A 25,559-nucleotide genomic window follows, 5' to 3' on the forward strand; every position below is an offset into this window, starting at 1 on the left:
GGCCTCGGTGTTTCTCGGTGGTTCATCACCATCTCGGGGCACGCGGCGCTGTCAGTGGGGTCTGGTAGGAATGTTGCTGTGAGCAGCGCGGATGGGGATGGTGAAGGTGGTGCGGAGGGTGCGCCGCCCGAGCAGCTTGCGTTGATTCGGGAGAGTGTGCGGAAGGCCGCGGCGCCCAAGGCGAAACCGCGGACGTGGCGGGGGGCCGCGCTTGCCAAGGAGCTGCCTGTCGCGCGTGTGCTCGTCGACAAGGGCGTGCTGCATCTCGACCGGTACTTCGACTACGCCGTGCCTGAGGAGCTCGATGCGCAGGCGCAGCCCGGCGTGCGGGTGCGGGTGCGGTTCGGGGCCGGGCGGCATCGGGTGCGGGAGGGGCGGCGTGAGGGCGGGGGGCTGATCGACGGGTTTCTCGTCGAGCGGCTTGCCGAGTCGGAGTACGCGGGGCCCTTGGCCGCGCTGGCTCAAGTCGTTTCGCCCGAGCCGGTGTTGAGCGCGGAGTTGCTGGGGCTCACGCGCGCGGTCGCCGACCGTTATGCGGGCAGCCTCGCCGATGTACTGCAGTTGGCTGTCCCGCCGCGCAACGCTCGGGCGGAGGGCAAGGCTTCGCCTGCGCCGCTGCCGGTTCCCGGGGTGCCCGAGGTGGGGTCCTGGGCGCGGTACGGGCGGGGGGCGGCCTTTCTGGAGGCGCTCGCGGCGGGGGGAGCGCCGCGTGCGGTGTGGAATGCGCTGCCCGGGCCCGGTTGGGCCGAGGAGCTGGCGCGGGCCGTGGGTGCGACGCTCGCCTCGGGGCGGGGCGCGCTCGTGGTCGTGCCGGACGGGCGGGCCGTCTCGCGCGTCGATGCCGCGCTGACCTCGCTGCTGGGGGAGGGGCGGCACGCCGTGCTGACCGCGGAGGCCGGGCCGGAGAAGCGGTACCGGGAGTGGCTTGCCGTGCGGCGTGGGTCCGTACGGGCCGTCGTGGGAACCCGGGCCGCCATGTTCGCGCCCGTGCGGGATCTGGGACTCGTCGCCATCTGGGACGACGGGGACGGCAGCCACAGCGAGCCGCACGCGCCTCAGCCACATGCGCGAGAGGTGCTTCAGCTGCGGGCCGCTCATGACAAGTGTGCCTTTCTGCTGGGGAGTTGGAGCTGCACGGTCGAGGCCGCGCAGCTGGTCGAGAGTGGCTGGGCGCTGCCGCTGGTCGCGGAGCGCGAGCAGGTGCGGGGGGCCGCGCCGCTGGTGCGGACCGTGGGGGACGGGGATCTCGCGCGGGACGAGGCGGCTCGGGCCGCCCGGTTGCCCACGATCGCCTGGCAGGTGGTGCGGGAAGGGCTGCGCCACGGGCCGGTGCTGGTGCAGGTGCCGCGGCGGGGTTACGTTCCGCGGATGGCCTGCGCCCAGTGCCGGGCCGCCGCGCGGTGCCGGCATTGCGCGGGGCCGCTGGAGTCACAGGACGCGGGGGCGCTGCGGTGTACGTGGTGTGGGCGGGACGAGGCGGCCTGGCACTGTCCCGAGTGCGGTGGGTTCCGGCTGCGGGCACAGATCGTGGGCGCGCGGCGGACCGCGGAGGAACTGGGACGGGCGTTTCCGGCCGTCCCCGTGCGGACGTCGGGGCGGGAGCAGGTCCTGGACACCGTGGCGGGTGCGCCCGCGCTCGTCGTGAGCACGCCGGGGGCCGAGCCCGTCGCCGACGGGGGATACGCGGCCGCGCTGCTGCTCGACGGTTGGGCGATGCTCGGGCGGCCCGATCTGCGGGCCGGTGAGGAGGCGCTGCGGCGCTGGATCGGCGCGGCTTCGCTGGTGCGTCCGCAGAGCGCCGGGGGGACCGTGGTCGTCGTCGCCGAGCCGACGTTGCGGCCCGTCCAGGCGCTCGTACGGTGGGATCCCGTCGGGCACGCCGTCCGCGAACTCTCCGAGCGCGCCGAGCTCGGGTTTCCGCCGGTGTCGCGGATGGCGGCCGTGTCCGGTACGCCGGAGGCGCTGGCGGGGTTCCTCGCCGCGGCCGAACTGCCCGCAGACGCCGAGGTGTTGGGGCCCGTGCCGATGCACGTCACGGAGGTGGGGCGGCCTCGGCGGGTCGGGGGGCCGCCCCCGGGCGAGCACTGGGAGCGGGCCCTCATCCGGGTGCCGCCCGGCAGCGGGGCCGCGCTCGCCGCGGCGTTGAAGACCGCACAGGCGACGCGGATGGCTCGTGGGGGGAGCGAGCCCGTACGGATTCGGATCGATCCGCCGGACATCGGGTGAGCGTGTGCCGGGAAGGGGCGTCGGTTTGGGCTGCCTCCCAGGCCTGGTGGCGCCGGGAGGCAGACGGGGACAGGGGGTCAGCCGTTGCGCGGCCCCGGGAACGCGGTGGGCCGCACTTCCTCACGGAAAGTGGAGCTGCCCGCCGTCGGCTGGGTCGGCATGGAGCGGGCGGCGGGAACCGTCGGTACCGGCACCGTGGGGATGCCGGTGTTGACGGCGACGGTGTGGTTGCCCGCAGGCTCCGTGGCGCGCTCCGCCTCCGCGGCGGCCTGCGCGGTGGCCCGGCGGGCGCCGTAGCGGCGGTGCACCGCCTGCTTGGTGACCCCGAGGGCCGAGCCCACCGCGTCCCACGAGAAACCCAGTGAGCGGTCGAAGTCCACGGCGGCCGTGACCAGGGTCTCGACGCTGTCCCGCAGCTCCTGGGCGAGGCGGACGGTCGGGGCGGGGGCGCGTCCGTAGACGACGAAGCCCGCGGAGGGGCCGGAGCGGCGCGGGCGGTAGACGTTGCCCAGCTGGGCGGTCAGCGTGCGCAGTGCGTCCACCTGCCGGCGGACCCGCTCGATGTCCCGCACCAGCAAGTGCAGGCTGGCCCGAGCCTGGGCGTCGTGGGTTGCGTGGTCGGCCATGAACAAGCCTCTCGAACAGGCGTTGAAAAGGATCGGGCCGCGATTGCGGCCCGTTGTGTCAACTCTTTCTTGACCAACGCGTTGAGGGGTGAGTGGTAACGCTGCGGGGGCGTAAGGGCATATGCACGGGGCGCGAGGTGGGACGTACGCCCCCGGTGGATTGTTGACCCGTCAAGGGACTTTGCTCGGCACGTGTGTTCCCTCCCGGACTGCCTGTGCGAGTGGGCTGTCGGGTGCGGTATCTCCTGCGCGAGTCGGCTGACGCCTCGCGGGAGCGGCGCGTCCAGCGCGGGGCGGGCGCCCCCGCGCACCCGAGCGCCCGCCCCGCATAGACTGGTGCGCTGCCTCGCAACCCGCCGCTCCCCGCGGGTGTGCAGGGTCTGAAGTGCTCCCGTCCGAGAGGTCAACCGCCACCCATGAAGCTGGTCTTCGCAGGTACCCCCGAGGTCGCCGTTCCCGCTCTGGACGCCCTGATCGCCTCCGGGCGGCACGAGGTGGCCGCCGTTGTCACGCGGCCCGACGCGCCGGCCGGGCGGGGGCGTCGGCTTGTCGCGAGTCCGGTCGCCGAGCGCGCGGAGGAGGCCGGGATCGAGGTACTGAAGCCGGTGAAGCCGCGGGACGAGGAGTTCCTGGCGCGGCTTCGGGAGATCGCGCCCGACTGCTGTCCCGTTGTCGCGTACGGTGCGCTGCTGCCCCGCGTCGCGCTGGACATCCCGGTCCACGGGTGGGTCAACCTGCACTTCTCGCTGCTGCCCGCCTGGCGCGGTGCCGCACCCGTGCAGCACTCGATCATGGCGGGGGACGAGATCACCGGCGCCTCCACCTTCCTCATCGAGGAGGGGCTCGACTCCGGACCCGTCTACGGGACCGTCACCGAGGAGATCCGGCCCACCGACACCAGCGGGGACCTGCTCACCCGGCTGGCCTTCGCCGGTTCCGGACTGCTTGCCGCGACCATGGACGGGATCGAGGACGGCAGCCTGAAGGCCGTCCCCCAGCCCGCCGACGGCATCACCCTGGCGCCGAAGATCAGCGTCGAGGACGCCCACGTCGACTGGTCGGCCCCGGCGCTGCGGGTCGACCGGGTCGTCCGCGGCTGCACCCCCGCGCCCGGTTCCTGGACCGTCTTCCGGGGCGAGCGGCTCAAGCTCATCCAGGTCGCCCCCGTCGCCGACCGCACCGACCTCGCCCCGGGCGAGCTGTCCGTCGGCAAGAACAACGTGTATGTGGGGACCGGTTCGTACGCCGTCGAGCTGCTGTGGGTCCAGGCCCAGGGCAAGAAGCCGATGCGCGCCGCCGACTGGGCGCGCGGCGTGCGCATCGCCTCCGGGGAGCGGGTCGGGGCCTGACTTGGCACCCGCTGGGACACCGAGGCGGGTCCTGGCATCACCCACGCTGGGACACCGAGGCGGGTCCTGGCATCACCCACGCTGGGACACCGAGGCGGGTCCTGGCGCCACCCCCGCCGAGACGCCGAGACGGGTCCTGGCGCCACCCCCGCCGAGACGCCGAGGCGGGTCCTGTCATCACGCCGAGACAGCAAGGCCGGTCCTGGGCACCGCCCCAAGGTGCCGAGGCGGGTCCTGGCACCACCCCGAGACGCCGAAGTGGGACCTCGCATCATCCCGAGACACCGTCGGGGTCCGGCGTCAGCCCCGCGGCGTACGCTGGTAGACGCACCTTTTCCCGAATCCGGAGCACCTTTTTCGTGAGTGAGCAGTCCCGTCGGCCGCGCAAGCCCGGCAAGCCCTATCGCCGCCCCCAGAAGGACCCCGTCCGCATGCTCGCCTTCGAGGCGCTGCGGGCCGTGGACGAGCGGGACGCGTACGCGAACCTCGTGCTGCCCCCGTTGCTGCGGAAGGCGCGTGAGAAGGGCGACTTCGACGGGCGGGACGCCGCGTTGGCCACCGAGCTGGTGTACGGGACGCTGCGCAGGCAGGGGACGTACGACGCCGTCATCGCCGCGTGTGTCGACCGGCCGCTGCGCGAAGTGGATCCGCCGGTGCTCGATGTGCTGAGCCTCGGTGCTCATCAGCTGCTCGGCACCCGCATCCCCACCCACGCCGCTGTCTCCGCCTCCGTCGAGCTCGCCCGCGTGGTGCTCGGCGACGGACGGGCCAAGTTCGTCAACGCCGTCCTGCGGAAGATCTCGCAGCAGGATCTCGACGCATGGATCGAGCAGGTCGCGCCGCCGTACGAAGACGACCCCGAGGACAATCTCGCCATCGTTCACTCGCACCCGCGGTGGGTCGTCTCGGCACTGTGGGATGCGCTCGGCGGAGGCCGCGCAGGGATCGAGGATCTGCTCGAGGCCGACAACGAGCGGCCCGAGGTGACGCTCGTCGCCCGCCCGGGGCGGTCCACCGCCGGTGAACTCCTCGACGTGCTCGGCGAGGAGTCCGCGCTGCCGGGGCGCTGGTCGCCGTACGCCGTACGGCTTTCCGAGGGCGGCGAACCGGGTGCCATCGACGCCGTACGGGAAGGCCGTGCCGGTGTGCAGGACGAGGGCAGTCAACTCGTCGCGATCGCCCTGGCGAACGCACCGCTCGACGGGCCCGACAAGGTATGGCTGGACGGGTGCGCCGGCCCCGGTGGCAAGGCCGCCATGCTGGCCGGGCTCGCCGCCGAACGCGGTGCCCTGCTGCTCGCCTCCGAGAAGCTGCCGCACCGCGCCGGTCTTGTGGCGAAGGCGCTCGCCGGGAACCCCGGGCCATACCAGGTCATCGCTGCCGACGGGACCCGTCCGCCGTGGCGGTCCGGCACCTTCGACCGCGTGCTCATGGACGTGCCCTGCACCGGGCTCGGCGCCCTGCGTCGCCGTCCCGAGGCCCGCTGGCGGCGGCGCCCCTCGGACCTGGAGGGCTTCGCGCCGCTCCAGCGCGGGCTGCTGCGCACGGCGCTCGACTCCGTGCGTGTCGGCGGCGTCGTCGGTTACGCGACCTGCTCGCCGCACCTCGCCGAGACCCGCGCCGTGGTCAACGACGTGGTCAAGCAGCACGCCGCCGAGCTCATCGACGCCCGCCCGCTGCTGCCCGGCGTACCGGCCCTGGGCGACGGTCCCGACGTACAGCTGTGGCCGCATCTGCACGGGACGGACGCGATGTATCTGGCGTTGATCCGCCGGACCGGATGACCGTGTGAACCTTCCGTCCGGTCAATCCCGGGCGGAGAGCAGCTCCCCTTCCCCGGTTCGTTCCGCTCGTGCCGGTGGGCCGGTCCGTTGCCGGACGGTGAGGGCGATGAGGGCGGCGGTCAGGGGTGCGGCGCTGAGGGTCGGGCCGAGCGCGTATCCGTCGGGACACCTGTCCCCAGGGAGTGCGCCGTTCGTCGACGGGCTGCTCGCACAGGCCACGTCGACCGCTCCCCGTGGCACGGGCTGAGTACGGGCGCGGGAGACGTCGGCGGAGTGACCTAGTCCGGCCGCGAGGCCGGTTGCGGCGCCTCCGAGGGTGCCACCGCGGGCGGCGGCTCTCCGCCGTCCTCGTGCGCCCGCCGGTGCGGCCACCACACCTTCGGTCCCACGTCCAGGAACAGGGACGTGACCAGCACCGAACGCACGATGAAGGTGTCGAGCAGGACGCCGAGCGCCACAGTGAAGCCGAGCTCCGCGAAGGCCACCATCGGCAGCGTGCCCAGCGCGGCGAAGGTGCCCGCGAGGACCAGGCCGGCGGAGGTGATGACCGCGCCGGTCGCGGTCAGGCCCGTCACCACGCCCTTGCGGGTGCCGTACCGGTCCGCCTCCTCACGGATACGGGTGGTCAGGAAGATGTTGTAGTCGATGCCCAGGGCGACCAGGAAGACGAAGACGAACAGCGGGAAGTCCGTCGACTCGCCCGCGTAGTCGAAGATGTGCCGGAACGCCAGAGCGCTGATGCCGAGCGCCGCCGCGAAGGACAGCACCACCGTTCCGATGAGCAGCAGGGGCGCTATCAGGGCGCGGAGCAGCGCGCACAGGATCAGCAGGACCACGACCAGCACCAGCGGGATGATCAGGATGTTGTCGTGGGTCGTCGCCTTGTCCATGTCGAGCAGGGACGCGGTGCCGCCGCCCACCCGGGCGTCGGCGTCGGGGACTGCGTGGACGGCGTCCCGGACCCGCTCCACCGTCTGTTTCGCGGCCTCGCTGTCGGCGGGGGCGGTCATGGTGGCCTCGTAGAGGACCTTGCCCTCGAACTCGGGTTTCGTGCCGGGTGGCAGACCGAGGGAGTCCGCTGCGACACCGGAGGTGGCGGTCACCGCCCGGCCGACCTCCTCGGCCTGGGCGCGGTTGCTGACGATGACGAGCGGATCGCCGCTGCCCGCGGGGAAGTAGCGCGCGGACACCTCCTGGCCGACGATCGAGTCGGGCTTGCCGGTGAAGGCGTCGGCGTTGCTGATGCCCTCCGCGCGCAGCTGGATCAGACCCAGCGAGAGCAGGACGAGCGCCGCCGCCGTGACGCCCCAGATCAGGCGCGGGCGGCGGGCGATACGGCCTCCCATGCGTGCCCAGACGCCCCGCTCGGTCGGATCGGCGGAGCCGAAGTGCGGGATCACCGGCCAGAAGATCCAGCGGCCGAAGATCACCAGCAGGGCGGGGAACAGCGTCACCATGGCGACCAGCGCGACCGCGACACCGATCGCGGCGACCGGGCCGAGCCCGCGCGTCGAGTTCATCTCGGCCGCCAGCAGCACCAGCATGCTCAGGACGACGGTGGCGCCCGAGGCCAGCACGGCGGGGCCCGCGCGGTGCAGGGCCAGCGCCATGGCCTCGTGGCGGTCCTCGTGGCGGCGCAGTTCCTCCCGGTAGCGGGCGACCAGGAGCAGGGCATAGTCCGTCCCCGCGCCGAAGACGAGCACCGTGAGGATCCCCGCGCTCTGGCCGTTGACCGTCAGGCCCGCGTGCTGCGCGAGGAAGTAGATCAGCGCCTGCGCGGTGAACAGCGCGGCGATCACTCCGAGCAGCGGGACGATGATCAGGGTGGGACTGCGATAGGTGAGCAGGAGCATCACGATGACGACGCCCAGCGCGGAGAGCAGCAGGGTGGAGTCGATGCCCTCGAAGGCCTTGGAGAAGTCCGCGGACGTACCGCCCGGGCCGGTGACGTGCACCGCCAGCCCCTCGCCGCCCTTGCCGGTCACGTCACGGATCGAGTCGACCGCGGGAGCGATCTCCTCCCAGCCCTTCTCGTCCATCGTGATGGGGACCAGGATCTGGGCCGCGCGCGGTCCGGTCTCCCGGTCGTAGACCGGTCCCCGGGTCTCCGCGCCGCGGATGCCGTGCGCGGTCAGCTGCTTGATCCGGGCCGCGTCCTCGGTGATCCGCGTCCGGTCCTGCGCGGTGAGTCCGTCCGCGCGGGCGTACACGACGACGGCGGGGATCTGCTCCGGCCTGAAGTCCTCGGAGATCTGCAGGACCTGGGTGGACTCGGCGGAGCCGGGCAGCCAGGAGGCGGCGTCGTTGTCCTGGGCGTCGGTGAGCTTCTGGGCGAACGGTGCCGTGAGGACCAGCAGCACCAGCCACAGGCCCACCACCGCCCACTTGCTGCGCCGACCGCAGACGAGCCAGGCGATTCCCCGCCGTTGCGTTACCTGTCGGTCCGTCATGGCCGCCCCCGTAGCCCTGTATGGAGCCTGTGGGCCGCCCAGCATGGCATGTGGCGCCGTGGCACAACATCCGCAGAACGGCCTAGGTCTGGACCGAGGCGAGCAAGGGGCCCGGAGCATGGCAGTCTTGGAGCATGGCCGTGCAGATCAACCCCAGCATCCTGTCCGCCGACTTCGCCCGCCTTGCCGAGGAGGCAAAGGCGGTGGAGGGGGCCGACTGGCTCCACGTCGATGTCATGGACAACCATTTCGTACCGAACCTCACGCTGGGTGTGCCGGTCGTAGAGTCCCTGGCCCGTGCGACGGACACGCCGCTGGACTGCCATCTGATGATCGAGGACGCCGATCGGTGGGCACCTCAGTACGTAGAAGCGGGTGCCGGTTCCGTCACCTTCCATGTGGAGGCGGCCGCCGCGCCGGTGCGGCTCGCCCGCGAAATCCGTGCCATGGGTGCCCGTGCCTCCATGGCGCTCAAGCCCGCGACGCCGATCGAGCCGTACGAGGATCTGCTTCCCGAGCTCGACATGCTGCTGATCATGACGGTCGAGCCGGGATTCGGCGGTCAGGCCTTCCTCGACATCATGCTCCCGAAGATCCGGCGCACTCGCGAGTTGATCAGCAAGCACGGTCTTGAACTCTGGCTCCAGGTCGACGGCGGAGTTTCGGCGTCGACGATCGAGCGATGCGCGGAGGCCGGAGCGGACGTTTTTGTCGCCGGATCGGCCGTGTACGGGGCATCCGACCCGGCCCAGGCGGTACGTGCATTGCGCACGCAGGCTCAGGAGGTGACGGCCCAGGCATCGTGGGCTTGCGGACACTGACCGAAGGGAACGTGAACGCCGCCCATCTGGGCTGATCAAGTACGCCGGATCTGCGAGGATGAACGGCGAATCCAGAGTGTGAACAGCAGTGAGGAGATCGCCGTGTCGGGTATGTCGACGGGCCGGTCAGCCATGCGGATGGGACCCGCAGAGCTGGTGCAGGCGGCGGCCATGGCCCGCCGCTTCTACCTCGAGGGCAAATCCAAGATCCAGATCGCCGAGGAGTTCGGCGTCAGCCGCTTCAAGGTGGCCCGGGTCCTGGAAACCGCTCTCGAGCGGGATCTCGTGAGGATCGAGATCCGCGTCCCCGCAGAGTTGGACGCGGAGCGCTCGGACGCGCTGCGCGCCCGTTACGGCCTGAGGCACGCGGTCGTGGTGGAGTCCCCGGCCGAGGCCCAGGAGTCGCCCGACCCCGAGAACCTCGGCGAGGTCGCCGCGGATCTGCTCGGCGAGCTGGTCAACGAGGGCGATGTGCTCGGCCTCGCCTGGGGCCGCTCCACCATCCACATGGCGGCGGCCCTCGACCGGCTCCCGCCGTGCACGGTGGTGCAGCTGACAGGGGTGTACGACGCCGGGACCGCCGAGCGCGGTTCGGTGGAGGCGGTACGGCGTGCCGCCCAGGTGTCGGGCGGCGACGCCCACCCGATCTACGCGCCGATGCTGTTGCCCGACGCGGCGACCGCGGCCGCGCTGCGCAGCCAGACCGGGATCGCCCGTGCCTTCGAGTACTTCGACAAGGTCACGGTCGCCTGTGTGTCCATCGGTTCCTGGGAGGCGGGTATCTCGACGGTGCACGACATGCTCACCGAGGAGGAGCGCGCCCACTACGCCACCCTCGGGGTCGCCGCGGAGATGTCCGCGCATCTCTTCGACGCCGAGGGGCGCCGGGTCGGGCGCGACCTGGGCGAGCGCTGCATCACCGTCGAGACGGACCGGCTGCGCCGTATCCCCGAGGTCGTCGCGATCGCGGGCGGTCAGCGCAAGGGCGCGGCGATCGACGCGGTGCTGCGGTCCGGGCTGGTCACCAGCCTGGTGACGGACACGTCCGCCGCGGACTACCTGATGACGGCGGGAACGACACCGCGTCCGGCGCTGAACCGAGAGGATCCCGACGGGATCTGACGGCTTGTACGAGGCATCGCGCGCGGGGTGGCCACGGGACCGACCCTCCCTGCGCGCGGGGAGGGTCGGTCCGGCCTCCTCCCGACGCTGGCGGCCGGTTGTTCCGCACCCGCTTGTCCGCCCTTACCGCGCCGCACTACCTTGCCGATGTGGATCTCTTCTCACGCTCCTGGGCAGCGTTGCGCGCGGCGGTCGCCGAGCTCCCGGACGAGGACTTCGCGCTGCCGTCCGGCTGTACCGGCTGGCTCGTACGGGACCTGGTGTGCCACCTGGTCATCGACGCCCAGGACGTCCTGATCACTCTCGTGACTCCCGCCGAGACGGAACCGACCCGCGACGCGGTCACCTACTGGGAAGTCACCGGAACGCCGCCGACCGGTGACGACCCGCTCGACGCGCTGACCGTACGGCTGGCCGCCGCGTACCAGGAGCCCTGGCTGCTCAAGTTCCACCTCGACGACGTCGGCTCCGCCGCAGGCCGCGCCGCGGAACTCGCCGACCCGGGCCGGCTGGTCGGCACCCGCGGCGAGGTTCTCACCACGGGCGACTATCTTTCCGCGTACGTCCTGGAGTGGACGCTGCACCACCTCGACCTGGTCGCACACTTCCCGGATGCGGCCGGCCCGCCCGCGGAGGGGCTCGCCCGGACCCGCGAGCTGCTGGAGAAGATCGCCCCGGCCCCGTTCCCCGCGTCGTTCTGCGACAAGGACGCGCTGTTGGTCGGCACCGGACGGCGTGCCCCGACCGACGCGGAGACGGCCGAACTGGGCGAGCTGGCGGCGAAACTCCCGCTCGTCCTCGGATAGACGCCGAACAGCCGTGGACGGCGAGGCCAAAACTCCCGGCGACAGCGATCGGAAAGCGTGCCGCATTGTCAGCGGGCGGGGCGGCGAGATCTACTACACCGATGATCACAACGAATCAGTCAGGCCGGTGCTGACATGACGGACAACCCGCTCGCGCCGGTGCTCGAAGGAAGCGCACCCTCCGGTGTCCTCTCCTGGCCCGCCCAACTGCCCGTGGAGCGTGCTCTCGAAGCCGCGCGGAACGCCGGCTGGGAGACCGCGGTCCTGGACCTCGCCGGCGTCTCGGACAAAACCGGGCTGATGGCGGCATGCGCCACCGCACTGCGCCTGCCGGACTGGTTCGGCGCCAACTGGGACGCCCTCGCCGACTGCCTCGGCGACCTCGGATGGTGGCCCACTCCGCACGGCCGGCTGATCCTCGTACAGGACTGGCAGGAGTACGCGGCGGCCTCGGCCGCGGACTGGCGTGTGCTCCAGGAGATCTTCGCCGACTCGGCTGCCCACTGGCGCGGGACGGACACCCCGCTGGCCGTGGTGATGGCACTGGCGGAGCCCCGGTAGCGAGCGGCCCCCGGCCTGCTGTCGGAGGAAGTCACCAACCGGCACACCCCTGTCTGGAGGATCGGCCCGGGCGGCATACACACCGCGTCATGGGAGAATGAAGTACGTGCTCTTCCCCCTGGCTGACCTGTCCGGGGGCCACCTCTGATCGACCGGGATGTGCAGCACGTGCGTTTCCTCAATGACATCCAGCCCCCGTACGACCTGACGTACGACGACGTGTTCATGGTGCCCAGCCGCTCCGCGGTCGGCTCACGTCAGGGTGTGGACCTCGCTTCCCCCGACGGCACGGGCACCACGATCCCGCTGGTCGTCGCCAACATGACGGCGATCGCGGGCCGGCGGATGGCCGAGACCGTCGCCCGTCGCGGCGGGCTCGTGGTCATTCCCCAGGACATCCCGATCGAGGTCATCACCGAGGTCGTCTCCTGGGTCAAGGGACGCCACCTGGTGCTCGACACCCCGATCATCCTCGCCCCGCACCAGACCGTCGCCGACGCGCTGGCGCTGCTGCCCAAGCGCGCGCACAACGCGGGCGTCGTCGTGGACGAGGAAGGCCGCCCCGTCGGCGTGGTCACCGACGCCGACCTCACCGGTGTCGACCGCTTCACCCAGTTGTCCGAGGTCATGTCCAGGGACCTGCTTCTCCTGGACGCGGACATCGAGCCGCGTGAGGCCTTCAACAGGCTGGACCACGCCAACCGCCGCTACGCCCCCGCCGTCGACAAGGACGGCAGGCTCGCGGGCATCCTCACCCGCAAGGGCGCCCTGCGCGCCACGCTCTACACGCCGGCCACCGACGCGAACGGCCGGCTGCGCATCGCCGCCGCCGTCGGCATCAACGGCGATGTCGCGGGCAAGGCCAAGCAGCTCCTCGACGCGGGCGTCGACACGCTGGTCATCGACACGGCCCACGGGCACCAGGAGTCGATGATCAGCGCCCTCAGGACGGTGCGCGCGCTCGACCCGCGGGTGCCGATCGCGGCCGGCAACATCGTCGCCGCGGAAGGCGTGCGCGACCTGATCGAGGCGGGCGCGGACATCATCAAGGTCGGTGTGGGCCCCGGCGCCATGTGCACCACCCGGATGATGACCGGTGTCGGCCGACCGCAGTTCTCGGCGGTGAAGGAGTGCGCGGCCGAGGCCAAGAAGTACGGCAAGCACGTGTGGGCCGACGGCGGTGTACGGCACCCGCGCGACGTCGCGATGGCGCTGGCTGCGGGTGCGTCCAACGTCATGATCGGCTCGTGGTTCGCGGGCACGTACGAGTCCCCGGGCGACCTTCAGCAGGACGCCGACGGACGTCCGTACAAGGAGTCGTTCGGCATGGCGTCCGCCCGCGCGGTGAAGAACCGCACCAGCGACGAGTCGTCGTACGACCGCGCCCGCAAGGCGCTGTTCGAGGAGGGCATCTCCACCTCGCGCATGTTCCTCGACCCGTCCCGCCCGGGCGTCGAGGACCTGATCGACTCGATCATCGCGGGCGTCCGCTCCTCCTGCACCTATGCGGGTGCCAACTCCCTGGAGGAGTTCGCCGAGAAGGCGATCGTGGGTATCCAGAGCGCGGCCGGCTACGCCGAGGGCAAGCCGCTGCACGCCAGCTGGTAACGGCGCGCTTCCTCGTTCTCGTCCGGCCTCCGTGGTGCGACCGCGGGGGCCGTCGGCGTTGGGCCTCCCTCTGCGTCAGGCCATCTTGACGTCAGGCTTGCTTGACGCGACGCTGAGTGTATGACGACACCACAGAGCATCGAGCCGCAGTACACCCTGCTGACCGCCGTGGCCCGTCTCGACGAGCTGCGTGTACGGGAGTCGCTCGCCGGAGCCGGGAGCGACGCCGAGGCGCTCGACCGGGCGGGGCTCCTGGAACTTCTCGCGCTGAGCGAGGTGGTGGCCCGCAAGGCGGCGTACGGGCGTCAGCTCACCGTTCGTGCGGCGCGCGAGGCCGGTGCCTCCTGGTCGCAGATCGGCGCGGCCCTCGGCACCAGCAAGCAGGCCGCCTGGGAGGCGCACACGCGCTGGATCGACGGGCAGGCGGCGTCGTACGGGCAACCCGGGCAGCTGGGCTTCGACGAGGACGACGCGGCACGGGCGCGGGCCGTCGCGGGCGGGCCGGAGGAGGGCTGACCGCGGTGCGCGCTCATCGGCCTCGCGGAGCCCGACCCGGGACTCGAAGGCGCCCCCGCTCATCGGCTTGCGTAGCCACGCCCAGGGGCTGAAGAGGGCTGGCGTTCACCGGCTCGCGGGGCCGCGCGCAAGGGATGAAAGGCGCTCCGCACAGCCATCGAAAGGCCCCGCGCAACGAACACCCGCCGGACTGCGATGAACGCAATGATCTTGCGGAGGTGCGCAAGGTTGCTGCATTACGCCCGTGAAGCCCGGGCTCGTAGGGTCAAGCGCTGTACTTAGCGTGGCGGGGACTCCGCTCGGCGGGTCCCTGCTGTCAGGGGTGCCGCCCGTTCCCGCCTCTTCCGGCAGGCAGCGATGAAGGAGCCAACGCGTGCTCGACCAAGGCGCACCCCCGCAGTCCCGCCCCTCGTCCGCCCCGCCGTCCCCGGGCATCGGCGCACGCCTCATGCGCCGCAAGCCGGTGGAACGCCTGGTCGCCGAGGGCGGCCAGGGTGAGGGAGGGTCGCTTCGACGCTCGCTCGGGCTGTGGCAGCTGACCATGATCAGCATCGGTGCCACCCTCGGCACCGGCATCTTCGTGGTCCTCGGGGAGGCCGTCCCCAAGGCCGGCCCCGCGGTCACCCTCTCCTTCGTGATCGCCGGCCTCACCGCGCTGTTCTCCGCCTTCTCCTACGCCGAGCTGGCGGGCACCATCCCGGTCGCCGGGTCCTCGTACTCGTACGCGTACGCAACGATGGGCGAGCTGATCGCCTGGATCTGCGGCTGGTGTCTGGTCCTGGAGTACGGCGTGTCGGTCGCCGCCGTCGCCGTCGGCTGGGGCGAGTACCTGAACGAGCTGCTCGACGGGACCATCGGCGTCACCATCCCGGACGCGCTCTCCGCGCCGCCCGGCGACGGGGGCATCTTCAACCTGCCCGCGCTGATCGTCGTCCTGCTCGCGATGGCGTTCCTGCTCGGCGGCGCCCGGGAGTCGGCCCGCGCCAACACGATCATGGTCGTGGTGAAGATCGCCGCCCTGCTGCTGTTCTGCGCGATCGGCATCCAGGGCTTCCGGTCCGGCAACTACGAGAACTTCATGCCGCTCGGCATGGCGGGTGTCAGCGCCGCCGGGGCGACGCTCTTCTTCTCGTACATCGGCTTCGACGCCGCCTCCACGGCCGGTGAGGAGGCGAAGAACGCGCAGCGCGACCTGCCCCGCGCGATCATGCTCTCGCTGATCATCGTCACGGCGCTGTACGTCCTGGTCGCGGCCGTCGCCGTCGGCGCGATGCCCTGGCGGCGGTTCACCGACTCGGAGGCCGCGCTCTCCGGGATCATGGAGGACGTCACGGGCGACGCCCTCTGGGGCACGCTGCTCGCCGCCGGTGCCGTCATCGCCATCGCCAGCGTCGTGCTGACCGTGCTCTACGGCCAGACCCGCATCCTCTTCGCCATGTCCCGCGACGGACTCGTGCCCAAGGTCTTCTCGCGCGTTCACCCGAAGAGCGGTGTGCCGCGCGCCAACACCCTCATCGTGTCGGTGTTCTGCGGAGTGCTCGCCGCCGCGATCCCACTCGGTCAGCTCGCCGACGCCACCAGCATCGGCACGCTCTTCGCCTTCGCGCTGGTCAACATCGCGGTCGTGGTGCTGCGCCGGACACGTCCGGACATGCCGCGTACGTTCCGGGTGCCGCTGTCGCCGGTGCTGCCCGCGCTGGGCTTCGCGTTCTGCGTCTGGATGATGGGCAGCCTCGACACCGTGACCTGGGTGGTCTTCGGGGTCTGGATGGCCGTCGGGCTCGTGTTCTACTTCAGTTACGGCTACCGCCGGTCCCGTATCGCCACCGTAGAGAAGTGAACCACCCGCAGTGCTGAACAATCTCGACGAACGCATCGTGCACGCCCTCGCCGAGGACGCGCGGCGCTCCTATGCCGACATCGGGCAGCAGGTCGGTCTGTCCGCGCCCGCCGTGAAGCGCCGGGTGGACCGGCTGCGTTCCAGCGGGGCCATCACGGGGTTCACCGTGCGGGTGGATCCGGCCGCGCTGGGGTGGGAGACCGAGGGGTTCGTCGAGATCTACTGCCGGCGCAACACCTCGCCGGAGACCATTCAGCGGGGCCTTGAGCGGTACCAGGAGGTGGTGGCCGCGTCCACGGTCACCGGGGACGCGGACGCGGTGGTGCAGGTCTTCGCCTCGGACATGCGGCACTTCGAGCGGGTGCTTGAGCGGATCGCGGGGGAGTCGTTCGTGGAGCGGACGAAGTCGGTGCTGGTTCTGTCGCCTCTGCTGCGCCGATTCTCTTCCGGGTCGCCCACGTAGTCGCTCCGCTGGGGGCGAGTGGGGGCTGGTCGCGCAGTTCCCCGCGCCCCCGACGGGGCGCTCCTGCTCGGGGCGCTTCCAAGTCGCTGCTACTCCGCTGTCTTCCTCGCCAGCGCGTTGTTTCCTATCGAGTTGTGCACGCTGAAGCTCACCGCGTCCGAGCGGTAGCGGTCGTCGGACCACTCCACCGGGCGGCCTTCGCGGGTGGTGGTGATGCGGCGGACCCGGAGCAGGGGGCTGGTGCGCCGGACGTCGAGGAGGTCGGCGTCCTGGGCGCCCGCCGCCACCGCGTCGATGAGGTGCTCACCGTAGGCGAAGACCAAACCCGTCTCCTCGAAGAGGCGTTGGGTGACGGAGGGGCAGTCGGGCTCGATGGCCTCGACGGCGGGGGAGATCCAGTCCGCGTAGACGGTCCGCTCCAGGAGGACCGGCTCGCCGTCCAGGCCACGGACGCGGAGCACATGCAACACGCTGGTGCTCTCGCGCAGTTGGAGCCGTACGGCGTCCTCCGCCGTCGCCGGGCGGTACTCCTGCGTCACCACCTCGCCGGTGGCCTCCCGCCCCATCGCGCGCGCCCACTGGGCGAAGCTGCGCAGCTCGGCGAAGCTCTGGCTGCGGCGGCCGGCCAGGATCACGCGGCGGGCGCCCTGGCGTGAGCCGATGAGCCCCTCGGCGGTCAGGGCCGCGACCGCCTGGCGGACCGTGCCGCGCGAGACGGCGTACTGCGCCGCGAGGTCCGTCTCCGCCGGGAGCAGACTGCCGACCGTGTACTCCTCGCGGTCGATCGCCCGCCGCAGCGCCTCGGCGATCTCCTCGTGTCGCGCCGGCATGCTTCCCCTCTGATCAGGTGTCTGTGCACAGAGTAATCACCCTAGTCCAGGTGCGGAACTGACCCGTGTGGGTGGGGATTGTCCAAGGAATCAGGGGTCAGGGTTATTCCAGTGTTTACGAACAGGACATCATCGGCGGGCCTACTGAGGCCAACTTGTTCAGACAAGTTATCCGTTCCACCACACCCTCGTGCGTAATCCTGGAGTGACCGTGTCCGTGTTCCTGCCGAGGACCGCAGTCCTCACCGGCGGCCTTGCCGTCGTCGCCGCACTGGCCCTGAGCGCCTGTGGCGCGGCCCCCGAAGAGTCGACCACCGCCGACGGCAAGAGCGCGGCCACCGCGACCTCGGCCGACGCCTTCGGCGGCCTTGACGCCCTGGTGACGGCGGCGAAGAAGGAGGGCACGCTCCAGGCCATCACCCTGCCCCGCGACTGGGCCAACTACGGCGCCCTCATCGACGGCTTCGAGAAGAAGTACGGCATCAAGGTCGAGGTCGAGAACCCGGACGGCTCCAGCCAGGACGAGATCAACGCCGTCACCTCCCGCAAGGGCCAGGACCGCGCCCCCGACGTCCTCGACCTCGGCAGCTCCTTCGCACTGAGCGCCGCCCAGCAGGGGCTGCTCGCGCCGTACGAGGTCGCCTCCTTCGGCGACATCCCCGAGGGCCAGAAGGACCCGAAGGGCCAGTGGTACAACGACTACGGCGGCTACATCTCCATCGGCTGCGACGCCAAGCGCGTCAAGACCTGCCCGACCACCCTCAAGGACCTGCTGAAGCCGGAGTACAAGGGGCAGGTCGCCCTCAACGGCAACCCCACCAAGTCGGGGTCGGCCTTCGGCGGCGTGTACGCGGCAGCCCTCGCCAACGGCGGCTCCTTCGACGACATCCAGCCCGGCCTGGACTTCTTCGCCGAGCTGAAGAAGAACGGCAACTACACGCCGGTCGAGTCGACCCCGGCCACGGTCGAGAAGGGCGAGACGCCGATCAGCATCGACTGGGACTACCTGAACGCCGGTTACGCCGCGGAGTTCCAGTCCAAGGGCGTCGACTGGAAGGTCACGGTCCCGGAGGACGGCAAGTTCTCCCAGTACTACTCCCAGGCCATCAACAAGGACGCCCCGCACCCGGCGGCCGCCCGCCTGTGGGAGGAGTACCTCTACAGCACCGAGGGCCAGAACCTCTGGCTCGAAGGGTTCGCCCGCCCGGTCCTGATGACCTCCATGGAGAAGGCCGGCACGCTCGACAAGACCGCCGCCGCCAAGCTCCCCGAGGTCTCGGGCACGCCGACCTTCCCGACCGAGGACCAGCAGGCCAAGGCCAAGGAAGTCCTGGCCCAGGGCTGGGGCAAGGCCGTTTCCGGATGACCGCCACTCTTCCCCCGGTCGACGTGGTGCCCGCCGCTTCCTCGAAGCGTGGGCGCCGCGTCGGCGGCTGGCTCCCCGTTGCCCCGCTGCTGGTCTTCGTGGCGATCGCCTTCGGGATCCCCGCCCTGGCCATGCTGAACGGCGCCTTCACCGTCAAGGACCAGGCCACCGGCGCCACTTCGTACAGCGCGGCCAATCTGACCGACTCGCTTCAGGGCGCCTACTTCACCGCCCTGGTCGGCAGCGTCAAGCTGTCCGCCGTCTCCGCGGGCATCGCGACCGTCCTTGGACTGCCGCTCGCCCAGGCCGTGGTGACCTCCCGCTTCCGCGCGCTGCGCGAGGCCGTGCTCACCGCATCGGGCGTGCTCGCCAACTTCGGCGGTGTCCCACTGGCCTTCGCGTTCGTCGCCACCCTCGGCAACGCGGGTGTCCTGACCCGGCACTTCGGCCTGACCGACAAGGGCTGGAGCCTCTACAGCTTCTGGGGTCTGGTCATCGTCTACCTGTACTTCCTGATCCCGCTGATGGTCCTCACCATCACGCCCGCCCTCGACGGACTGCGCTCCCAGTGGCGCGAGGCCGCGCAGAACAACGGCGCCACCTCCGTGCAGTACTGGCGGCACGTGGCTCTCCCCGTCCTCGCGCCCTCGCTGCTCGGCGGACTCGTGCTCCTCTTCGGCAGTGCCTTCGCCGCGTACGCCACCGCGGCGGCCATGGTGGGCAGCTCGGTCCCGCTGGTCACCCTGCAGATCGCCGACGCCATCTCCGGCAACGTCCTGGTCGGCCAGGAGAACGTGGCGCTCGCCCTCAGCCTCGACATGGTGCTGATCGCGGGCGTGGTGATGGCCGTGTACCTGCCCCTGCAACGACGGAGCGCGCGATGGCTCGCCTGAACCTCTGGCGGTGGGTCGTGCTGGCCCTCGCCGCGCTGTACTTCCTGGTGCCGCTTGCCGCGTCCGTGATCTTCACCGTGGACGTGCCGGGGCAGGGGATCACCTTCGACGCGTACAGCCAGATCGTCTCCACCGAGGGCTTCACCTCCAGTCTGCTGCTCTCCCTTGAACTGGCCCTCGCCACCATCGCCGTGGTGCTGCTGCTGATGGTGCCCGCGATGGTCGCGCTGCGACTCGGCGCGCCCCGGCTGCGGCCGGTCGTCGAGGTGGTGTGCTCGCTGCCGCTGGTCGTCCCGCCGATCGCGTTCGTCGCCGGGATCTCCACGGTCCTCAAGTGGGGCCCCGAACACCTCTCCCGTACGCCGCTGTTCCAGACCTTCGTGGCGATCCAGAACCCGAGCTTCCCGTTCGTCCTCGTCCTCGCGTACGTCGTGATGGCGCTGCCGTTCGTGTACCGGGCGCTGGACGCCGGACTGCGGGCCGTCGACGTACGCACGCTCGTCGAGGCCGCCCGCAGCTGCGGCGCGCCCTGGCCGCAGGCGTTGGTCCGGGTCGTCCTGCCCAATCTGCGTGGGGCGCTGCTCAACGCCTCCTTCCTCACACTCGCGCTGGTCCTCGGCGAGTTCACGGTCGCGCAGCTGCTTGGCTTCCAGCCGTTCGCCGTGTGGATCTACAGCGTCGGCGGCTCGCAGGCGCAGCTGTCCGTCGCGGTGTCCGTACTCAGCCTGCTCGTCACGTGGGCGCTGCTGCTCTCGCTCGCCGTGTTCGGCGGCCGCTCCCATAAAGCATCCGCTTCGGCCTCCCGGGGATGAACCCATGACTGTCACCACCCTTCAGAAAACGTCCGAGAAGGCCGAGAAGGCCGCCACCGTCGAATTCCGGGGCCTGCGCCGCGAGTTCGGATCGACCGTGGCCCTCGACGGTCTCGACCTCACCGTGCAGCCCGGTGAACTCCTCGCCCTGCTCGGTCCGTCCGGCTGCGGCAAGACCACCGCCCTGCGCATGCTCGCCGGGTTCGAACATCCCGACTCCGGCGAGGTGTTGGTCGACGGCGAGGACGTCACGCGCGTGCCCGCGCACCGCCGCGACGCCGGGATGGTCTTCCAGTCGTACAGCCTCTTCCCGCACCTGAGCGCGTTGGACAACGTGGCCTTCGGACTGCGGATGCGCAAGGTCCGTACGTCCGAACGGCGGTCCCGCGCTGCCGAGTTGCTCGACCTGGTCGGCCTCGCCGACAAGGGGGAGAACTTCCCCCACCAGCTCTCCGGCGGCCAGCAGCAGCGCGTCGCGCTGGCCCGCGCCCTCGCCCTGCGCCCGCGGGTACTGCTGCTCGACGAGCCGCTCTCCGCCCTCGACGCCAAGGTGCGGCTCAGCCTTCGTGAGGAGATCCGCCGGCTTCAGCAGGAACTCGGCATCACCACACTGTTCGTGACACACGATCAGGAAGAGGCCTTGTCCATGGCGGACCGCGTCGCCGTGATGCGGGCCGGACAGCTCGAACAGTGCGCCACGCCCGCCGAGTTGTACGGGCGGCCGGCCACCCCGTTCGTCGCCGAGTTCGTCGGCACGATGAGCCGGATTCCGGGACGCCTGGTCGGAGGACTGGTCGAGTTGCTCGGGCAGCGGCTTCCGGTCGACGGAGAGGCGCCCGTCGTGGCGGAGGGGGATGTGGTGGATGTGCTGGTTCGCCCCGAGGCCGTACAGGTGCGGGCGGACGACGCGGGTGACGCCCAGGTCGTCGCGACCGCGTTCCTCGGGGCGGCCACCCGCGTCACCGTGCGGCTCGCCGACGCCACCGAGGTCAAGGCCGATCTGCCGACGCACGAGGCCGCGGCGCTCGGATCAGGGGCGGCCGTGACGGTGAGCCTGCCGGAGCGGCCGGTGCTGGTCGCCGCGCGCGCCAACTGAACCACCCCCGGTCGAGCCCACCCCCACGGGCCCCAGTTGAGTGAAGGAAAGAGAGTTCCGTGAACCACCGCACCACCCCCCAACTCACCCTCCAAGCCGTCCTGTTCGACATGGACGGCACGCTCGTGGACACCGAGCGGCTGTGGTGGGCGGCGGTGGAACAGGTGGCTGACGGGCTCGGGCGAAGACTGACAGGGGCCGACCAGCCGGAGGTGCTCGGGCACCCCGTCGAGTACACCGCGGCCTGGCTGGGCGGGATAACCGGGACCCCGGCGGAGGCGGTCGCCGCCGAGCTGCACCGGGAGTTCGCCGACCGCGTCCGCACCGGCATCGTGCCCCGCCCCGGCGCGCTCGCCCTGCTCGACGCCCTGGCCCGTGACGGCGTACCCACCGCCCTGGTGACCGCGTCGCCGCGTGCGGTCGCCGACACCGTCCTCGAAGCCCTCGGCGCCGGGCGCTTCGCCGTCTCCGTCACCGCCGACGACACCGAGCACACCAAGCCCGCCCCCGATCCCTACCTCGCCGCCTGTCGCGCCCTCGGCGTCGACCCCGCCGCCTGCGTCGCCGTCGAGGACACCCAGACGGGCGTCAGCTCCGCCGAGGCCGCAGGCTGCGCCGTGCTCGCGGTGCCCTCGCTCGCGCCGATCGGCCCCGCCCTTGGACGTACCGTCCTCAGCAGCCTGGAAGAGGTGACCCCGGCGCGGCTGCGGGCCCTGGTCGCTCCGACCGAGCTGCGGGTGATGAGCTGGAACCTCTGGTACGGCGGTACGAAGGTCGACGACCACCGGGAGAAGCAGCTCAAGGTCATCGCGGAGACGGGCGTGGACGTGGTCGCCCTCCAGGAGACGTACGGCAATGCGGCGCAGGAACTCGCCGACGCGCTCGGCTGGCACCACCACCGGGCCGGCGACAACCTCGGCATCATCAGCCGGTACCCGATCACCGCCCGCCTCGGTGACCCGGACGTCGGCTTCTACGGAGGCACCGGGGTGCGGATCCGTCTCGACGGCGGGCAGGAGGTGGCCGTCTGGAGCGCCCACCTCGACTACACGCCGTACGGGCCGTACGAGGCGCGCTTCGACGGGCTTCCGGCGGGTGAGCTGATCGCCCACGAGGGTGTGCGGCTTGCCCAGATGCGGGAGATCCTCCGCGGGATCGCGGAAACCTCGGATGTCGGTACGCCTGTGCTTCTGCTGGGGGACTTCAACGCTCCTTCGCATCTGGACCGGCCCGATGTCGAGTGGCCTGTCACGAAGGCGGCGGAGGAGGCGGGGCTGCGTGACTCGTATCGCGAGGTTCACCCCGATCCGGTGCGGGATCCCGGGCATACCTGGTCTCCGATACATGCCGAGCATGAGGACGGGAGCGGGCGGGCCGAGCCGCAGGATCGGATCGACTACGTGCTGTATCGGGGGCTGCGGGTGATCGACTCCCGGACCTTCGTGTGCGGTTCGCCGCGGGCGTGGCCCGACGTGGCGGGTAACGCCTGGCCTTCGGACCATGCGGCGGTGATCACGACGTTCGGGGTGGGGTAGGGGTTTCCTCGCCCCCTCCGCCCCTTCCCGTCCCACTCCTGGGGGCTGCCGCCCCAGACCCCCGCTGTCGCGCTGAACGCGCTCGTCCTCAAACGCCGGACGGGCTAAAAATCTATGGCGCCCCAGGAGCAAGGGACGGGGCGAAAAACACCTCACCCACCCCCGCGCAACGAATCGCCGCCACGCCCACCCCCCACGCAACGATTCGTCCGCGCACGCGCAACGGCTCCGCCTTGTCCCCTGAGCACCCCCGCCCGTACGGTCTATGAGGCCCCCCAAACCCCTCCGTACCGGCAAGGAACACGCATGCGCACAGCCCTGCTCCAGAGCTCCGGCCGCCCCGGGTCGGTCGTCGGGAACCTGAAGGTCCTCGACGAAGCCGCGGGCCGTGCCGCGGCGGCGGGAGCCGGGCTGCTCGTGGCTCCGGAGATGTTCCTGACCGGATACGCGATCGGCGACGACATCGCCCGCCTCGCCGAGGCCGCCGACGGCCACTCCGCGGACGCGATCGCCGAGATCGCCGAGCGCCACGGCGTGGCCCTCGCGTACGGCTACCCCGAGCGCTCCGGGGAGGCGGTCTTCAACTCGGCCCAGTTGATCTCCGCGGACGGCGCCCGTCTCGCGAACTACCGCAAGACCCACCTCTTCGGCTGCTTCGAGCAGGCCCACTTCACGCCGGGGGAGCAGCCGGTGGTGCAGGCCGAGCTCGACGGGCTGCGGGTCGGGATCATGATCTGCTACGACGTGGAGTTCCCGGAGAACGTCCGGGCGCACGCCCTCGCCGGCACCGACCTCCTGCTGGTGCCGACCGCGCAGATGCACCCGTTCCAGTTCGTCGCCGAGTCGGTCGTGCCGGTGCGCGCCTTCGAGAACCAGATGTACGTCGCGTACGTCAACCGGACAGGCCAGGAAGGGGAGTTCGACTTCGTCGGGCTCTCGACGCTGGCCGGCCCCGACGGGGTTGCCCGGGCCCGCGCGGGCCGCGCCGAGCAACTGGTCCTCGCCGACGCCGACCCCGTCCTTCTCGCGGCCTCGCGCGAGGCGAACCCGTATCTGAAGGACCGCCGCCCCGGCCTCTACAGGTCCCTCGTCTGAGTCCGAGCCTCGCCTTCCCCCGAAAAGCTTTCGCGCAAGGAGTCCGTACCCCATGACGTCCACCGTGCCCAACGCCGTCCAGCACGCCGACGTGCAGCAGCCGCCGATCACCATGTTCGGCCCGGACTTCCCGTACGCGTACGACGACTTCCTCGCGCACCCCGCGGGCCTCGGCCAGATACCCGCGACCGAGCACGGCACGGAGGTCGCGGTCATCGGCGGCGGGCTGTCCGGCATCGTGGCCGCCTATGAGCTGATGAAGATGGGGCTCAAGCCCGTCGTCTATGAGGCCGACCGGATCGGCGGACGGCTGCGGACGGTGGGCTTCGAAGGGTGCGATCCCTCGCTCACCGCCGAGATGGGCGCGATGCGCTTCCCGCCCTCCTCCACCGCCCTTCAGCACTACATCGACCTGGTGGGTCTGGAGACCCGGCCGTTTCCCAACCCCCTCGCGGAGTGCACGCCCTCGACCGTCGTCGACCTCAAGGGCGAGTCGCACTACGCCGAGACGGTGGACGACCTGCCGCAGGTCTACCGCGACGTCGCCACCGCCTGGAACGCCTGCCTCGAAGAGGGCGCCGACTTCTCCGACATGAACCAGGCCATGCGTGAGCGCGACGTGCCGCGCATCCGCGAGATCTGGTCCCAGCTGGTCGAGAAGCTCGACAACCAGACCTTCTACGGCTTCCTCTGCGACTCGGAGGCCTTCAGGTCCTTCCGGCACCGCGAGATCTTCGGTCAGGTCGGCTTCGGGACGGGCGGCTGGGACACCGACTTCCCGAACTCCATCCTCGAAATCCTGCGCGTCGTCTACACCGAGGCCGACGACCACCACCGCGGCATCGTCGGCGGCTCCCAGCAGCTGCCGCTGCGGCTGTGGGAGCGCGAGCCGGAGAAGATCGTGCACTGGGCGTACGGGACGTCGCTGGCCTCGCTGCACGGCGGCGCCCCGCGCCCGGCCGTGACCCGCCTGAACCGCACGTCCGGCAACCGGATCACCGTGACGGACGCGAACGGCGACATCCGCACCTACCCGGCGGCGATCTTCACCGCCCAGTCCTGGCTGCTGCTCTCGAAGATCGCCTGCGACGACTCGCTCTTCCCGATCGACCACTGGACGGCGATGGAGCGGACCCACTACATGGAGAGTTCGAAGCTCTTCGTGCCGGTCGACCGGCCGTTCTGGCTCGACAAGGACGAGCACACCGGGCGTGACGTGATGTCCATGACGCTCACCGACCGTATGACACGCGGGACTTACCTCCTGGACGAGGGTCCGGACAGGCCCGCCGTCATCTGTCTCTCGTACACCTGGTGCGACGACAGCCTGAAGTGGCTGCCGCTGTCCGCGAACGAGCGGATGGAGGTCATGCTGAAGTCGCTCGGCGAGATCTACCCGAAGGTCGACATCAGGAAGCACGTCATCGGCAACCCCGTGACCGTGTCCTGGGAGAACGAGCCCTACTTCATGGGCGCGTTCAAGGCGAACCTGCCCGGCCACTACCGTTACCAGCGGCGCCTGTTCACCCACTTCATGCAGGACGCGCTGCCCGCGGACAAGCGGAGCATCTTCCTCGCCGGCGACGACATCTCCTGGACCGCGGGCTGGGCGGAGGGCGCCGTGCAGACCGCGTTGAACGCCGTCTGGGGCGTCATGCACCAGCTGGGCGGCTCGACCGACCCGACCAACCCCGGGCCCGGCGACGTCTATGACGAGATCGCGCCGGTGGAGCTTCCGGAGGACTGACGTCGCGGGCCGG

Annotated in this window: 21 protein-coding genes; 18 read left to right on the plus strand and 3 right to left on the minus strand. The window is 71.1% G+C overall.

All coding sequences use genetic code 11. The features are described 5' to 3' along the window. The first annotated feature begins 78 nt into the window (after window positions 1–78). Window positions 79–2,226: a primosomal protein N' gene (locus ACIPC1_RS27255; protein ID WP_402521324.1), complete on the plus strand. Its 2,148-nt coding sequence runs from the start codon at window positions 79–81 to the stop codon at window positions 2,224–2,226. A gap of 77 nt (window positions 2,227–2,303) precedes the next feature. On the opposite strand, the gene ACIPC1_RS27260 is transcribed toward ACIPC1_RS27255, so the two are convergent. Beyond that, complete coding sequence (locus ACIPC1_RS27260) at window positions 2,304–2,852, minus strand: hypothetical protein (RefSeq protein WP_384389485.1); 549 nt, start codon at window positions 2,850–2,852, stop codon at window positions 2,304–2,306. Between the two features lie 416 nt (window positions 2,853–3,268). Between ACIPC1_RS27260 and fmt the strand changes: the two genes are divergently transcribed. Further along, window positions 3,269–4,201, plus strand: coding sequence for a methionyl-tRNA formyltransferase (gene fmt / locus ACIPC1_RS27265; RefSeq protein ID WP_402521329.1), 933 nt, complete (start codon window positions 3,269–3,271; stop codon window positions 4,199–4,201). 359 nt (window positions 4,202–4,560) lie between these two features. Further along, on the plus strand, window positions 4,561–5,985 hold the full coding sequence (locus ACIPC1_RS27270) for an RsmB/NOP family class I SAM-dependent RNA methyltransferase (RefSeq protein WP_402521331.1): 1,425 nt from the start codon (window positions 4,561–4,563) through the stop codon (window positions 5,983–5,985). A gap of 278 nt (window positions 5,986–6,263) precedes the next feature. On the opposite strand, the gene ACIPC1_RS27275 is transcribed toward ACIPC1_RS27270, so the two are convergent. Further along, window positions 6,264–8,435, minus strand: coding sequence for an MMPL family transporter (locus ACIPC1_RS27275; protein WP_402521333.1), 2,172 nt, complete (start codon window positions 8,433–8,435; stop codon window positions 6,264–6,266). A gap of 134 nt (window positions 8,436–8,569) precedes the next feature. Here ACIPC1_RS27275 and rpe point away from each other — a divergent pair, with 134 nt between their 5' ends. The 8 genes from rpe to ACIPC1_RS27315 all read left to right on the plus strand — a co-directional run bounded on the left by rpe (window position 8,570) and on the right by ACIPC1_RS27315 (window position 16,172). Next, a complete protein-coding gene (rpe, locus tag ACIPC1_RS27280) occupies window positions 8,570–9,256 on the plus strand; it encodes a ribulose-phosphate 3-epimerase (RefSeq protein WP_385740903.1) in 687 nt (228 codons plus the stop codon). A 78-nt stretch (window positions 9,257–9,334) separates the two neighbouring features. Beyond that, window positions 9,335–10,378, plus strand: coding sequence for a sugar-binding transcriptional regulator (locus ACIPC1_RS27285; protein WP_402521337.1), 1,044 nt, complete (start codon window positions 9,335–9,337; stop codon window positions 10,376–10,378). A gap of 149 nt (window positions 10,379–10,527) precedes the next feature. Then, complete coding sequence (locus ACIPC1_RS27290; protein WP_402521340.1) at window positions 10,528–11,184, plus strand: maleylpyruvate isomerase N-terminal domain-containing protein; 657 nt, start codon at window positions 10,528–10,530, stop codon at window positions 11,182–11,184. A 135-nt stretch (window positions 11,185–11,319) separates the two neighbouring features. After that, window positions 11,320–11,745 carry a barstar family protein gene (locus ACIPC1_RS27295; RefSeq protein ID WP_402521342.1) on the plus strand — a complete coding sequence of 142 codons (426 nt, stop codon included), beginning with the start codon at window positions 11,320–11,322 and terminating at the stop codon, window positions 11,743–11,745. A 168-nt stretch (window positions 11,746–11,913) separates the two neighbouring features. Beyond that, window positions 11,914–13,353 (plus strand): GuaB1 family IMP dehydrogenase-related protein, encoded by a 1,440-nt coding sequence (locus tag ACIPC1_RS27300; protein ID WP_402521345.1) that lies wholly within the window; start codon window positions 11,914–11,916, stop codon window positions 13,351–13,353. A 120-nt stretch (window positions 13,354–13,473) separates the two neighbouring features. Continuing rightward, window positions 13,474–13,869 (plus strand): hypothetical protein, encoded by a 396-nt coding sequence (locus ACIPC1_RS27305; protein WP_402521348.1) that lies wholly within the window; start codon window positions 13,474–13,476, stop codon window positions 13,867–13,869. Between the two features lie 373 nt (window positions 13,870–14,242). Further along, the gene (locus ACIPC1_RS27310; RefSeq protein ID WP_402521351.1) at window positions 14,243–15,709 is read left to right on the plus strand and encodes an amino acid permease; all 1,467 of its coding nucleotides are present in this window, start codon (window positions 14,243–14,245) and stop codon (window positions 15,707–15,709) included. A gap of 10 nt (window positions 15,710–15,719) precedes the next feature. Continuing rightward, the gene (locus ACIPC1_RS27315) at window positions 15,720–16,172 is read left to right on the plus strand and encodes an Lrp/AsnC family transcriptional regulator (RefSeq protein ID WP_365438506.1); all 453 of its coding nucleotides are present in this window, start codon (window positions 15,720–15,722) and stop codon (window positions 16,170–16,172) included. Between the two features lie 89 nt (window positions 16,173–16,261). Here the strand turns inward: ACIPC1_RS27315 and ACIPC1_RS27320 are convergent, their stop codons facing one another. Continuing rightward, the gene (locus tag ACIPC1_RS27320; RefSeq protein WP_402521353.1) at window positions 16,262–17,002 is read right to left on the minus strand and encodes a GntR family transcriptional regulator; all 741 of its coding nucleotides are present in this window, start codon (window positions 17,000–17,002) and stop codon (window positions 16,262–16,264) included. Between the two features lie 211 nt (window positions 17,003–17,213). Between ACIPC1_RS27320 and ACIPC1_RS27325 the strand changes: the two genes are divergently transcribed. From ACIPC1_RS27325 to ACIPC1_RS27355, 7 genes are all read left to right on the plus strand, one after another. After that, a complete protein-coding gene (locus tag ACIPC1_RS27325) occupies window positions 17,214–18,368 on the plus strand; it encodes an ABC transporter substrate-binding protein (protein WP_402521356.1) in 1,155 nt (384 codons plus the stop codon). After that, complete coding sequence (locus ACIPC1_RS27330) at window positions 18,365–19,261, plus strand: ABC transporter permease (RefSeq protein ID WP_402521358.1); 897 nt, start codon at window positions 18,365–18,367, stop codon at window positions 19,259–19,261. Before ACIPC1_RS27325 ends, ACIPC1_RS27330 begins: the two co-directional genes overlap by 4 nt. Beyond that, entirely contained in the window at window positions 19,249–20,073 is an 825-nt protein-coding gene (locus ACIPC1_RS27335) for an ABC transporter permease (protein ID WP_384389450.1), read from the plus strand. The genes ACIPC1_RS27330 and ACIPC1_RS27335 overlap by 13 nt, the downstream gene beginning before the upstream one ends. A 4-nt stretch (window positions 20,074–20,077) precedes the next feature. Continuing rightward, on the plus strand, window positions 20,078–21,169 hold the full coding sequence (locus tag ACIPC1_RS27340) for an ABC transporter ATP-binding protein (protein WP_402521361.1): 1,092 nt from the start codon (window positions 20,078–20,080) through the stop codon (window positions 21,167–21,169). A 59-nt stretch (window positions 21,170–21,228) separates the two neighbouring features. After that, on the plus strand, window positions 21,229–22,704 hold the full coding sequence (locus ACIPC1_RS27345) for an HAD-IA family hydrolase (protein WP_402521363.1): 1,476 nt from the start codon (window positions 21,229–21,231) through the stop codon (window positions 22,702–22,704). Window positions 22,705–23,010: 306 nt separating this feature from the next. Beyond that, entirely contained in the window at window positions 23,011–23,799 is a 789-nt protein-coding gene (locus tag ACIPC1_RS27350; RefSeq protein ID WP_402521366.1) for a carbon-nitrogen hydrolase family protein, read from the plus strand. A gap of 52 nt (window positions 23,800–23,851) precedes the next feature. Then, complete coding sequence (locus ACIPC1_RS27355; RefSeq protein WP_402521368.1) at window positions 23,852–25,546, plus strand: flavin monoamine oxidase family protein; 1,695 nt, start codon at window positions 23,852–23,854, stop codon at window positions 25,544–25,546. The last annotated feature ends 13 nt before the right edge of the window (window positions 25,547–25,559 follow it).

It is taken from the genome of Streptomyces sp. NPDC087263, assembly GCF_044744645.1.
In the GTDB taxonomy this organism is placed as follows: Bacteria; Actinomycetota; Actinomycetes; order Streptomycetales; family Streptomycetaceae; genus Streptomyces.

Excerpts from the sequence above, each read along its gene's own strand:
- ACIPC1_RS27260 (WP_384389485.1), bottom strand. The coding sequence starts at position 2,852 with ATGGCCGACCACGCAACCCACGACGCCCAGGCTCGGGCCAGCCTGCAC.
- fmt (WP_402521329.1), top strand. The coding sequence starts at position 3,269 with ATGAAGCTGGTCTTCGCAGGTACCCCCGAGGTCGCCGTTCCCGCTCTG.
- ACIPC1_RS27275 (WP_402521333.1), bottom strand. The coding sequence starts at position 8,435 with ATGACGGACCGACAGGTAACGCAACGGCGGGGAATCGCCTGGCTCGTC.
- rpe (WP_385740903.1), top strand. The coding sequence starts at position 8,570 with ATGGCCGTGCAGATCAACCCCAGCATCCTGTCCGCCGACTTCGCCCGC.
- ACIPC1_RS27295 (WP_402521342.1), top strand. The coding sequence starts at position 11,320 with ATGACGGACAACCCGCTCGCGCCGGTGCTCGAAGGAAGCGCACCCTCC.
- ACIPC1_RS27305 (WP_402521348.1), top strand. The coding sequence starts at position 13,474 with ATGACGACACCACAGAGCATCGAGCCGCAGTACACCCTGCTGACCGCC.
- ACIPC1_RS27320 (WP_402521353.1), bottom strand. The coding sequence starts at position 17,002 with ATGCCGGCGCGACACGAGGAGATCGCCGAGGCGCTGCGGCGGGCGATC.
- ACIPC1_RS27330 (WP_402521358.1), top strand. The coding sequence starts at position 18,365 with ATGACCGCCACTCTTCCCCCGGTCGACGTGGTGCCCGCCGCTTCCTCG.
- ACIPC1_RS27335 (WP_384389450.1), top strand. The coding sequence starts at position 19,249 with ATGGCTCGCCTGAACCTCTGGCGGTGGGTCGTGCTGGCCCTCGCCGCG.
- ACIPC1_RS27340 (WP_402521361.1), top strand. The coding sequence starts at position 20,078 with ATGACTGTCACCACCCTTCAGAAAACGTCCGAGAAGGCCGAGAAGGCC.
- ACIPC1_RS27350 (WP_402521366.1), top strand. The coding sequence starts at position 23,011 with ATGCGCACAGCCCTGCTCCAGAGCTCCGGCCGCCCCGGGTCGGTCGTC.
- ACIPC1_RS27355 (WP_402521368.1), top strand. The coding sequence starts at position 23,852 with ATGACGTCCACCGTGCCCAACGCCGTCCAGCACGCCGACGTGCAGCAG.